Genomic DNA, 11,230 nt, shown 5'->3' with positions numbered 1-11,230 from the left:
TTTTCGGGGGGATTACCGGGATACCGACCATATGCGTAAATTACAAAAATTAATTGCAGCGGAGCACCTAGTTTTTTTTCCTTATTCAAACCTCCCTTCGAGAGCGATATCTCGTATCGCATCAAAGTGTCGAAAGGATGAAGTTGCCGATGCACATATCTTGATAAAAGAGCTCAAAGTTGAGTTGGCCACTGTTCCTGATTGGGATGGTGATACACATGATGACATCTGGAGAACCATCGAGCTGTTAAAATCAATTTTAGAGAATGTGAGATATTAATAATCCATGCTCCTATCTTCTTTCTGGTAACTAGAAGCTATCTTCACTAACGAGCCTAGAATTGGTTGTTAGGGGCTAATATAAATGATTTTATATTCTAATTTTTACAAGTGAGGGAATTATGTCATATATACAAGTAAAGAAAGATGGTCTTCTGTATGAGGCTGAATATTTCTGTGAAGATGGTATGGTCACAGTGTTTGGAATAAGAGGCGGGCAATCTAACGTAGATCTTAACGGAATGTCAGAGGCCGCTGCAGCACGTACTGCGTTGCGTAATCTTATTAGAGAAAATCAAGTGGATCCTCTGTCAGATTAAAAATAGGCCGCCCGTTATGACGGTCATCTTTGATATGGATTAGTTCAAATTTAATCTGAAATTTATTATTGGATAAACCACAATCTAGTCTGATAGTTAGTTTTGGGAAAAAAACAGAAATTCGCAGTTGCTCTCAGAGTCTATAGAGGAATTACCAACATAACCGTGTATTAATCAACGGGGTCATGGTCAGCTCATTTTACTAAGCTGCGATCCCAGGGTCAGTTACGCTGTGGCGAAGCAGAGATGGTGAGCTGGAAGACATTGACCCACACTCCGGCCAGTTTGATGCCAGAACAGCGTAGTGGTAAAGATGTGATGAAATTTCCGGATGAATGCCAGGAAGTGGACCTTTGGATTGCTGGCTGCCGAAATGAGAGCGATTCATTTATCTACAGAAGCAGTACGGATCTGAACGCTACTGGTCGAATTTGACAACCGTGCTTCTGAATTCCTGCTCAGCCTACGGGCTGGCACTGAGCTGTATTATGGCCAAGGGCGGGATTTTGAAAGCACATAATGTCCGACAAAAAATAAGGGTAACTAGGAATAATTCACTTATCCGGGTTTTTGAAAAGCATTTTATTGATTCGAAAATGAGGGTGTCGGGACACAGAACGGCACTTGAACCCACGAAACTCGTAGGCAGGATGATGATTTTGATGACGAATTCTAAAGACCGGCTCCCATCCCTATGCGCCTGGATTATATGAGGTGAAAAGTGGCATTTACAAAAAATCAGCACATACTTTCTCAATGGGTACTCAGGAACTTTCGCAGCGACGACACAGCACTTAACCCGAAGGATAAGCATCGCGTCTGGTGCCATACGGTATACCCTTCACGTTCCGGAGATAACGTCCTGTATGAACAGCCTCTTCCAATTTCCAGCGTCGCGGTCGCTAAAAATCTCTTTCGGCTCATCGATGCCAAAACTGGGGAAGCCTTTGACATCGAAGACGAACTAGGGGTCTATGAGCGGCTGACGGCCGCAGTAGTGAACGACATTATTCACGAACATAATTTTTCACGACTTCGTCTGACTAAGCCCGGTGATTTCCCATTTGAGACCCTGACCAGCTTTGCAGTAATGCAGCTACTTTTAAATTTACATAATCCCCAGAATAAGAATCCCTACAAGCAGGATCTTCTTGACCACTTTCATCGTGACATTGAAATGCATTTTGAAGAATATATAAAAAGCATTCAGTCACTGCCTGGCACCCAGCCCACACTGATGAACGATAGTTTTTATCAAAAATTACTTCGCGTAGCCAACTCGTCCTCATCCAGAGAGGATAAATGTCGGGCGATTTTTACTTTGTTCAGCCTGCTGGCTATTCTCAATAAACCCACGCCTTATGACATGATCAATGTCTTTCGAAATAAAATATTCAGTCGGAAAAGCGTGATTGAAATAATACATACCGGCCACGCTTTTGATAGTACCGACCCCAGACCCGTCATTGCGATAGCCCCGAATATATTTTGTTTGTACACGGAAGAGAACAGAATATATCTGCCATTGTCTCATAATTTCACTTTGTGTTTTATTACTGGTTCACCATTAACATTCTGTCCCCGGATAGACGTTTTTTCTCCACGGCCTGAACTACTGAAGTGTTGCGACGATCGCCATTTAAATTTCTACAAAGTTTCTTTTGATTATATAGACAATATCATGAGCACCATCGATATGTACAACGTGGGAAATTCAAGCACTTTCTATTCTGCTTATCAGCTCAGCGACGTTGAAAGATACCTCGATCTGCAGGAAAATAATCACCAATATTACTATACACCGGCAGACCCTGAACGATGGCAGCCTCTGCAGCCGTATTCATTATGAGTCCAGAAAATGAGCTACGTATCCGGGAACTGATTGAAACCGGGAAATTCAACGGGTACACACTGGTCAGCGGAGAAGACTGGCAGATCCCCACAGTACGCGAAATCACTTTCGTCCGGGGGCTGATTCCCCTGACTGACATCCAACTAGCCAACCGGCTGAATGTGGACGAACGTACCGTCCGCAAGTGGAAATCCGGCCAGACCCGGATAGTATTCTCCACCTGGTGCTGTTTATGCTGGTTGGCCGGGCTGGGAATGCCCCTGGATAACGTTATCAGTGGTTGAAAATACGCTTCCAGATACATCTGAGGATAAAACGTCTATGAAATCGCCAGTTTCGTTTCCAGATATGAGGAAGGTCATCAAAATTAGTCAAAAACCAGGTTAGGCCACGATAAGTGACCACAATCGTCCAGATTAACTGGCCGATGGCGATAAGGGTAAAGATTACAGCAAATACTGCAGTTACGAATGTAGACATATTGTTCTCCTTAATGTCTTTGGTTATATGCAGGTATTTACTGTTTTGCATGCGGCCTTTAAGGCCGCTCGGTAAAAAAACTGAAAAAAGTTTTCCATTCCTCTTTTTTGCCATTTAAGGCTCAGTCAGTCCTAAATTTAGCTTTATACGCAATAATCCACTAATTACAACAATCCGCCGTTTTTTGTGTTATTTCTGTAATAACCCTTCTTCTTCTCTGCGGAGGTCCGAAAAACGGTAATGTCGGATCTGCAGTGGTCACTATTTCGTTGAGTTGAGGGAAGACATTACTGGTATGAGCTTTAAAGCGAGGGAATTAATTTTAAGGCAAGCTCACGATCCGCTTTGAGCGAAAAGCAGACGTTAGTCTATAAATTTGATTTTAGAGCTTTTCTTTAGCTATAAATGCCAATTAACTTCTGCTTCATCACATGGGAATGATGCAGTAATTTCTCTAGGAGCATTTTTTTGCAAAGTATCATAATCACCATAACCTTTAAATGTTGGTACTTTAAATTTATACACTCTATTTTTTAAATCCAATTCCAACGAGTCGGGTGGTGTTCCATAATAAGAATATATTTTCCTTATACATTGGTGTATCAGTTTTTCTTCATAGTCGAATGCCAATACACATTTCAGTGGCAGTTTCCAAACACCGTCTTCACAGTCATATGAAATTATTGCCGTATTTTTATGATTAGATATGTGTTTTTTCTTACCTGATACTTTATCCGTAAAAGTAGCAGGCTTAAATAAATTAAATCCCAGCCTTGGATCAGATGCATTCTGTTTGAAAAATTCATTATCTATCGAGGTTGAAGAGTGGTCATTATCTGTTTCTAAAGCAAAGTGCATTCCTGGCCATTCCTTTTCGCAAGCTTCGATAAGCTCTCCTGGATTAAATATATCGTGATGATTTCCATAATGAATAACATAAAGCGACTCATTTTTCACAATTGCATATACAAGATCATCACCTACCCCTCCTTTTATAGAAGACCTCAAGTGGATGTGATATATGTTACAGGAATAAAGAAGGTAATCAGAATCATGCCAGTTGCGTGTTTTTTTACTAATATAGTTATTGATGTCAGCCCCTGACTCAATGCGAGATCTAAGTATTGCCCACCTATGATTTTTTAACAAATCATTCTCAATGTTACTTGCAACGAAAACATTACGCTTTAAAGGAGGGATTCGACGGTGCTTAAGGCAAATATAGACAAGAGGGAAAATGCGACCTGAAACACCTAGTGAATTAACGAAATCTGTACCAAACTCACTCTCAATCTTCCGCTTATACAATCTCGTATAGCAATTATTATCATCTGAAATCATAACTTCGCTTTTCCGTTTCTAATGCCTAGACATATTAATTTAAACCAATATACACCTATCATTCCTGTAATAGCTTCATTATTTTGCTGTGTTACATTGTGAGTGTCCACTTTTGGCACCGAGCGGATAATTTGATTAAAACAAGTATCAGCTCGAATCTTAACTAACATGCCTCAGTTAAGCCAACAACTACCTAAAACATCGCCCAGCAAAACCCATCCGGTATTTCTTTATCTATATTTTTTTCACTGGGTGTGAATTCTCCACCAGACTTCCCATCAATATAGATTTCAAATTTTGTCGCTTTCCCTAACTCAGTCATCAAGTCATTCCACGCATTTGCTGCAAATCGGTACTTAGTACCATCTGGCACATAGAAGGATGAACCATCAATCAGAAACTCAATATTGCCTTCAATGGGCTTATCATTTTTATAGACATGAAAACCATGGTCGATAGCCTCAGCATAGTCATCAGGCTCAACAAATGAGTTGCAGGCGATGATAATGCTATAACCGTTATTATTCGTTATGCCGTATTCAGTAAAACCTTGGGCAAAGGAAGAAGACCACACATTGGGTATAGCGTGTGCGCCTTCCGATAAAAATAAAAGTAAAAATAATACCGCTAACTTTTTCATATCATCACATTCCTTAATAAAAAAGATAAGGTGAATACCTCACTTATTATCAGCAAGGTATTTTATTTAATCATTTAATAATACAATAAATAAAACTACCACTGCCGTTCAAAAGGCGTAGGATCAAACTTTCGGTCATCCTGTTCTGTCATCTTGTATGGTCCACCTTGCCCATAGGTTTTCGGTTTCCATCGTGGTTTATTTTTACCTGAAAATTCCTTTTGTGTTGACCAGTAGCCTATTGGGTAGCGCATAACGGTATTTCCACCGACAACAATATCAATCGTTGAATACTGCCCATTACTAATTGTGCCTTTCTGGATATAGGCATTAGGACTACAAGTCCCAGTATCACGTTGTTGCCATATTTGTTCCGTTGTCGCTACGATATAAAGATCCCCAAAGGCGCAACCGGAAGTCGATTTGTTATTTAATACCGCCGTATAGTGTCGGGTTTGCCCGACAATCCGGCAGGTATTGTTTTTACCTCCACACATTTGTGATAACGTTTTACCGTTGTCACCTTTAATTTTCCATATCGCTTCTTCGGATGAGGAATTTGCGGCAACGGCCTGATGGACTAAACTCAGCCACGGCAACAATATGGCGGCAGCAACTATTTTCTTCATTTAAATACTCCATTGGTTATTAATGATATTCCCGTTACTCGCAAATATATTTGCTATAACAAGTTGTATTGCCCTGGTGAGGCGAATAGTCGTATTAATCATTTTGATAAAATGTTTTACTGTGTTTCTGAGTTAATACCAGAAGGTGTGGTATCCCATTCGTTTCCACAGTCACGACACATCCAACCGTTTCCCCAGGGAATGATGTCATCCAAAGAGCCGCAGTTTGGGCACTGCTGTTGGGTATCATGACTAGTTCGCAAAATAAAATTAATGCTCATGAAAATCTCCTTTGTGTCGTGATTAACTCAGTGGCACCATCAACTGGCTGAACAACCGAAAATGCGGTAATGCAGCAATAAAGCTGTTCTGATGGGAAAGGCGAAAAATATCATCCCGGGGCTTAAAGGACACAGGGAGTAACTGAACCTGATGGATTTCATCCAGCAAAATGACCTGTACCTGCCTGCTGTATTCCGCAATCAGATACCATAAGCCTTCGCGGTAAATAAATTGATAAGGTAGCAATGGGCTGAACCGTTGTTCAGCGGTGAGTAACACTACTTGCTGGTGGCAGGTAATTGCATAGATAAGCTGATAGAAATTATCTGAGTGTTCAGCAGATGTCCGGTGAGCATGATGCCAGATAATACAGGGGGCATTCTGCCGCTGTGATAACAGCAATCCGAGCAAGCGACTATCCAGTCCCGGAAAGATGCGTGTCATTCCTGTTTGCCGGACAAAGGTCAGTACGTCCTTATCACGGTAGGCTTTCAGCGTATCAGGATGCAAACGGTAAACCCCATCCTGGCATTCAATATCCAGATATGCCAACCGCTCCCGTAAATCCCGCCGCAGAGTCCGGTAAGAAACGTCAAACTCTTCAGCCAGTGCTGACAATGGCAGACTTTCGCCTGCCATCAGACGGGAAATTAATGACGACAGCCTGACCGCCATCCGGTCATACTTTCGGTGTGCCTTAAGCATAGCGCGGCTTTCCTGAACTCTAGGTGTAATAAAATAAAAGTTATGCGGAGTTTAACTTAAGGGGGTGACAGGTTATGTCCGTTGAGAGATAATTTATTTTGAAATCAGCCAATAAGCTCGCTGATATAACGTATTAATAAATCAGGGAATATAGCCACCCGTCATAATCAACCAGTGAAACGCGCTGACACAACCTGTCAGAGAGGAGAAATTAGTTTGGCTGACAGGGAGATAACTGGGTAAAAAGCGTGTCCGCCATCACCCATAAGGCTTTATTGAGTTTGATATCGCCATCGATGCCATTGACGGCACGCGTGCGGATCCGTTTCCCTTTTGAGGTGCGGCCTGATAATCCCCCTTTAATCAGATTTTCCTGCAAACGTTGGTACACCGTCCAGAGGTCTTCTTTTTTATCCTCAAAACGGCGCGATTGCAGAATTTGTTCCCTTGTCACTGGCTGATGTTCTTCGCCAAAACGATAAGTCAATGCCGCTTCAGCAAAGGCTTGCTGGGCTGGTGAAGGTAACAATAACGACTGCATGCTTTCGCGTTTTTCAGCGATCTGCTCAAACGTATCGAGTACCTCATAGGCCCCTTCAATCACTTTACCGACCACATCTCCTTTGTGGGGTACCCGCACTTCCCCTACGATATCGCCACACACCAAACCGTTGGCGCATACCGCTCTAAATAGCCCCGGCAACATCTGATAGCTGCTTGAGCCATCATGGCTATTCAGCAAAATAATTTCAGGAACTTGCACGCCTGTAATTTGGTCATGACGACGCAAGCGTAACATATGTTTGGTGTGCTCTCGACGACTGACATCACGTACCCGAGTCTGGCAGGCGAAGAACGGGTAAAAGCCTTCTTTTTGCAAGCTATCAAGTAACGTTATTGTCGGAATGTAAGTGTATTGCTCACTGCGAGAATCATGTTTCTCTTCAGAAAACACACTGGGCACTGTGCGGAATAATTCTTCGATAGTGAGTGGACGCTCACGACGAATACTGTTGGCTGAGCCAAAACGAGAGGCTAATAAACTCATGGCAAAACTCCGAATTAATCAATTAAATGGAAAATAGCAGCAGATTCAGAATGTTGTAGCGCATACTCACGAAGCTGATAAAAGCGGTCGCACATCACTTCGCTTTCTGTTTGAAATGACCAAATGCTGTATAAAATCAGGCACACGGCAATACCGGCGGCTTCACAGCTGACCTGGGCTTCATTACCGTTATGCATATTGAACAGGGTTAGTGTCTCTTCTGAAATACCCGGATACATAAACGCCCCACCATTGGACAACGTGCAATATTCCCAATATCCGCCGTGATAAGCTTCACAAAACTGTCCCATGGTGGTGAAGGTCACTACTTCAAAGGTGGCCCAGCCTTTAATTTTTCCGAAGTAATTGAACCAAAAATTAAGGCGATGTTCGTCAGCAACCACATGCATGGCAACGGTATAGTCAGTCTGAGTATTCATAGGGTTAAACTCCGAAAAGAAAGAAAACAAAACAGCACCAGCCCGATGAAGGACTGACGCTTTGAGTGATAATGAGGGGATTGTACGTCAGGCTAGAAGAACCAGCTCCACAGGGACTTAGCGGCAGAAACCAATGTATTTTTGACAGTATTGAGGGTATTTTTCACCACCATCGGTAACGGGAAGATATTCATCAGTGAATCCACCAGCTTACTGACACATTGTCCGAAATCATTACGGGCGGTGTTTTCAACCGCCGTTGTGCGGTAAGTCGTGTTCAGTTGCCTGGCTACTCCACTACTGGCCTGTGTGGGTAATGCCCTTATCAAATACTCCGCTAACAGGGGTAACTGATAACGCTCAGTAGCAGAGACGGTGATAACCGGATTAATGGGTTTAAATGCATTCGCCACAGCGGCTTGCTTTTGTCGGAGATTCGTGGCCTGCTGAGGAGATGGATGACAATATTCAACATTCCATTCGCGACAAGGCTCTATCTTATCCGCCTGATTAAGGACAAATAGGAAGTGTGATGGCTTGTAGCCACATAGCTCCGTTAGAAAGCGATAACATTGCTCATCGGAAGACCACGCTCTATCATCAGCTTTTAGTACCCAGATGATTAAATCCAATTGCGGTAATAAGTTACGGTAGAGCTGATGGTACTCTTTATCACGCTCAAGGCTTTCACCTACACCAGGTAAATCAACAAACGTCATCGCATGGCGTCCCATAGACATGGTGAAGTGCCGGGCTTGTCGTGTGCAGCCAGAGACATCGCTGACAGGGGATAATGGCGATTGAAATAGTGCGTTAATCAGACTGGATTTTCCGGCTCCGGTTTTTCCCATCAGGCCGATGGTGGGGGAGTATTTGATCAGTGCATTAAATTGAGATAAAAAATGATTTCTTACCCTTTCCGGTAGAAAGGATAAATGAGGTTCTAATGTCTTCATCATTGTGCCTTAATTGATTCAGTTCACAATGATGATATCTATCTGAAAATTATTTCATTGTGCTTTCTAGTGCTTCTATTAACTTCTCACTTTGAGTTCTGTTATCGTTACCTAGAATGAAAATTTCCAATACTTCATTTATATTTACTTTGTGTTTTTTTGCCAAATACTTTAGTCTTCTCTTTGCCTGTTTAGAGATATAAGTATTTAATACTTCTTTATCTTTTGTTTTATCTCTAAATCTTTTTTGGTATATTGCTTTTTTTGTCTCTAATAGAAATAATTTCACTTCTGATTCAGGTGTAAGTAATGACCAACAATCAAATCTTGAAATAGCTATTTTTTTATCACTATTTTTACAAAGTTGATTAACATCTCCTTCAAAATGAATTCCTTTTTTATCAAATCTATTTAACAACCAAATTAGCTCATTTGATCCATTAATAAATTTAAATGGTTCTTGATAGCGTCTTAACAACTCTTGTGCCTTTTTCTTTATTTCACAAAGAATATTCCATATTTTTTCTTTTCCTGAAAAAATAGTTAAAATATCAATTAACAAAACTATTTCATCATATTTTATCTCTTCACCCTCATGATAAAAACAATCCACGGGCGAATAGTTTTCATTTAATGAATTCATGGGGCGATAATTATTAACCTTCCTGATATGTCTATAATGTAAGAATAAAAAATTTGTAACTATCCACGATATACGCCCTTTTTTTATCCACTTTAGTTCATCAATATTAATATATTCATTATCAGAGATTTTGAACTCATTAAAACCTTCTGGATCCTTATAAAAAACTCCCATTAATGAGCGTTTCCTTCCAGCCATTCTCAGACTGTAAGTATCAATGAATATTTTATTCATCGATATACTGTCCAGTATAGAACTTTTATCAAAGAAAAATTCCTTGAGATAATGTTGACGAAGTTCCAAATAATTTTCAGGTGTCTTAAAGAACATAGAGCCCTCTTAACAACGTAGTGATTAAAGCATTAAAAAACACATAATTTTACGTAGTATTTTTAGTGCTATTATATTATAGATTTCCCATACTGAGCGTGATACAGACCACAACAATTTTCATCTATTATAGCATGTTTAATATCAGAGTGAGTTTTAACGAAAATTGATAGAAAAAATACCATAGTCATACGGTTTTTAGGCTCAAGAAATCAGCGAGATTTTGTTGGTGTAGTAATATACTTATAGAGAAGAGAATGTTGTTACCTTGTCACCATCAATCACTAAAAACCTTAACTATGCTCATCAGTAGTAATTGATCAATCTTATTTCTGGATAGGTGGCTATGCACCTATCTATCATTCCCGATAAATAATTATTTTTTACATCCATGAGATTAGGTATGTCATTAAATCCACCAAGGGGTAATACATGCCTATTGAACAATACAATCAGGAATATGTTCAGAAAATCAATTCTGTCATCAGAAAGTCATTAATTAGTCACTCACGAATCACTGCAATCAGAATAGATCTCCGTTTCCCTAAATCATCAATAACCCACTCAGAGGATGCCAAAGTCATCACTCGCTTTTTTGAATCTTTAAAAGCAAAGATACATGCAGACTTAACCCGTAAATCTAAATTATGGGGAAGACGTTGCTTCAGTGAAATTCATTATATTTGGGTGAAAGAAATCGGAGAGACAAACAATAAAAAGCACTATCACATCTTATTGTTGGTCAATAAGGATATTTATAATGGGCTGGGTAATTTCAATCAGGATGATGTCTGTTTAGGATTATTAATACAACAAGCTTGGTGTAGTGCAATGAACATTCCTCACTCTGACAATCGTCATTTAGTTCATTTTCCAGAAAAGTCAACATATTGGTTAAATACCAATTCAATTGAAATTGAGAATCAAATTTCAGCATTAAATGAACGATGTCTGTATTTAGCAAAGCACCACACCAAACATTACGGAGATGGTGAACGTTCATTCGGCTGTAGCCGGTAGTTTTTTACAACAAGGGGATATCTTTTGAAGAAGAGGTATCCCTGTTTCATTCTCGATATCCCTTCTGCCTTTAAACTTAAAGACAGAGGATTAAATATGCCTACGCAATCTATTTCGTTATTAGATGACCAATTTGTTGATATAAAATTCATTACTCATTTAACCGGATTATCTGACAAATGGTTCTATAAACTGATCAAAGATGGTGAGTTTCCGAAACCAATCAAGCTGGGTCGAAGCTCTCGCTGTAGTGGTTTAATAAATT

At 40.3% G+C, this 11,230-nt stretch carries 13 protein-coding genes; 5 read left to right on the top strand and 8 right to left on the bottom strand.

What is annotated here, in order from left to right:
* From U868_RS0113350 to U868_RS0113330, 3 genes are all read left to right on the top strand, one after another.
* The coding region (locus U868_RS0113350; RefSeq protein WP_025153734.1) for a hypothetical protein at nucleotides 1-280 on the top strand (280 nt) is incomplete at its 5' end.
* A 1,040-nt stretch (nucleotides 281-1,320) separates the two neighbouring features.
* A complete protein-coding gene (locus tag U868_RS0113335; RefSeq protein ID WP_025153731.1) occupies nucleotides 1,321-2,448 on the top strand; it encodes a DUF4238 domain-containing protein in 1,128 nt (375 codons plus the stop codon).
* Nucleotides 2,445-2,735, top strand: a complete 291-nt coding sequence (locus U868_RS0113330; RefSeq protein WP_025153730.1) for a hypothetical protein — start codon at nucleotides 2,445-2,447, stop codon at nucleotides 2,733-2,735. Before U868_RS0113335 ends, U868_RS0113330 begins: the two co-directional genes overlap by 4 nt.
* 595 nt (nucleotides 2,736-3,330) lie before the next feature.
* On the opposite strand, the gene U868_RS0113320 is transcribed toward U868_RS0113330, so the two are convergent.
* From U868_RS0113320 to U868_RS0113285, 8 genes are all read right to left on the bottom strand, one after another.
* The gene (locus U868_RS0113320) at nucleotides 3,331-4,272 is read right to left on the bottom strand and encodes a hypothetical protein (protein WP_025153728.1); all 942 of its coding nucleotides are present in this window, start codon (nucleotides 4,270-4,272) and stop codon (nucleotides 3,331-3,333) included.
* Between the two features lie 193 nt (nucleotides 4,273-4,465).
* The gene (locus tag U868_RS0113315; RefSeq protein WP_025153727.1) at nucleotides 4,466-4,912 is read right to left on the bottom strand and encodes a hypothetical protein; all 447 of its coding nucleotides are present in this window, start codon (nucleotides 4,910-4,912) and stop codon (nucleotides 4,466-4,468) included.
* Nucleotides 4,913-5,007: 95 nt separating this feature from the next.
* Nucleotides 5,008-5,541 carry a hypothetical protein gene (locus tag U868_RS0113310; RefSeq protein WP_025153726.1) on the bottom strand — a complete coding sequence of 178 codons (534 nt, stop codon included), beginning with the start codon at nucleotides 5,539-5,541 and terminating at the stop codon, nucleotides 5,008-5,010.
* Between the two features lie 303 nt (nucleotides 5,542-5,844).
* Nucleotides 5,845-6,528, bottom strand: coding sequence for a DeoR family transcriptional regulator (locus U868_RS0113305; protein ID WP_025153725.1), 684 nt, complete (start codon nucleotides 6,526-6,528; stop codon nucleotides 5,845-5,847).
* A 211-nt stretch (nucleotides 6,529-6,739) separates the two neighbouring features.
* Nucleotides 6,740-7,576: a DUF932 domain-containing protein gene (locus U868_RS0113300; RefSeq protein ID WP_025153724.1), complete on the bottom strand. Its 837-nt coding sequence runs from the start codon at nucleotides 7,574-7,576 to the stop codon at nucleotides 6,740-6,742.
* Between the two features lie 14 nt (nucleotides 7,577-7,590).
* Nucleotides 7,591-8,016, bottom strand: coding sequence for an antirestriction protein (locus tag U868_RS0113295; RefSeq protein ID WP_025153723.1), 426 nt, complete (start codon nucleotides 8,014-8,016; stop codon nucleotides 7,591-7,593).
* 92 nt (nucleotides 8,017-8,108) lie between these two features.
* Nucleotides 8,109-8,972 (bottom strand): GTPase family protein, encoded by an 864-nt coding sequence (locus tag U868_RS0113290; protein WP_025153722.1) that lies wholly within the window; start codon nucleotides 8,970-8,972, stop codon nucleotides 8,109-8,111.
* Between the two features lie 49 nt (nucleotides 8,973-9,021).
* Nucleotides 9,022-9,945: a hypothetical protein gene (locus U868_RS0113285; protein ID WP_025153721.1), complete on the bottom strand. Its 924-nt coding sequence runs from the start codon at nucleotides 9,943-9,945 to the stop codon at nucleotides 9,022-9,024.
* 432 nt (nucleotides 9,946-10,377) lie between these two features.
* On the opposite strand from U868_RS0113285, the gene U868_RS0113280 reads away from it, so the two are divergent.
* Both U868_RS0113280 and U868_RS24590 read left to right on the top strand, forming a co-directional pair.
* Nucleotides 10,378-10,965, top strand: a complete 588-nt coding sequence (locus tag U868_RS0113280; RefSeq protein ID WP_025153720.1) for an inovirus Gp2 family protein — start codon at nucleotides 10,378-10,380, stop codon at nucleotides 10,963-10,965.
* 96 nt (nucleotides 10,966-11,061) lie between these two features.
* The coding region (locus U868_RS24590) for a helix-turn-helix transcriptional regulator (RefSeq protein WP_071997715.1) at nucleotides 11,062-11,230 on the top strand (169 nt) is incomplete at its 3' end.

Source organism: Morganella morganii H1r (assembly GCF_000633515.1).
In the GTDB taxonomy this organism is placed as follows: domain Bacteria; phylum Pseudomonadota; class Gammaproteobacteria; order Enterobacterales; family Enterobacteriaceae; genus Morganella; species Morganella morganii_B.
The sequence above is the reverse complement of the archived record's forward strand: the minus strand, read 5'-3'. Positions and strand labels throughout refer to the sequence as shown.

Coding starts and splice junctions, on each gene's coding strand:
- U868_RS0113315 (WP_025153727.1), bottom strand. CDS start 4,912: ATGAAAAAGTTAGCGGTATTATTTTTACTTTTATTTTTATCGGAAGGC.
- U868_RS0113310 (WP_025153726.1), bottom strand. CDS start 5,541: ATGAAGAAAATAGTTGCTGCCGCCATATTGTTGCCGTGGCTGAGTTTA.
- U868_RS0113305 (WP_025153725.1), bottom strand. CDS start 6,528: ATGCTTAAGGCACACCGAAAGTATGACCGGATGGCGGTCAGGCTGTCG.
- U868_RS0113330 (WP_025153730.1), top strand. CDS start 2,445: ATGAGTCCAGAAAATGAGCTACGTATCCGGGAACTGATTGAAACCGGG.
- U868_RS0113295 (WP_025153723.1), bottom strand. CDS start 8,016: ATGAATACTCAGACTGACTATACCGTTGCCATGCATGTGGTTGCTGAC.
- U868_RS0113285 (WP_025153721.1), bottom strand. CDS start 9,945: ATGTTCTTTAAGACACCTGAAAATTATTTGGAACTTCGTCAACATTAT.
- U868_RS0113300 (WP_025153724.1), bottom strand. CDS start 7,576: ATGAGTTTATTAGCCTCTCGTTTTGGCTCAGCCAACAGTATTCGTCGT.
- U868_RS0113280 (WP_025153720.1), top strand. CDS start 10,378: ATGCCTATTGAACAATACAATCAGGAATATGTTCAGAAAATCAATTCT.
- U868_RS0113290 (WP_025153722.1), bottom strand. CDS start 8,972: ATGAAGACATTAGAACCTCATTTATCCTTTCTACCGGAAAGGGTAAGA.
- U868_RS0113320 (WP_025153728.1), bottom strand. CDS start 4,272: ATGATTTCAGATGATAATAATTGCTATACGAGATTGTATAAGCGGAAG.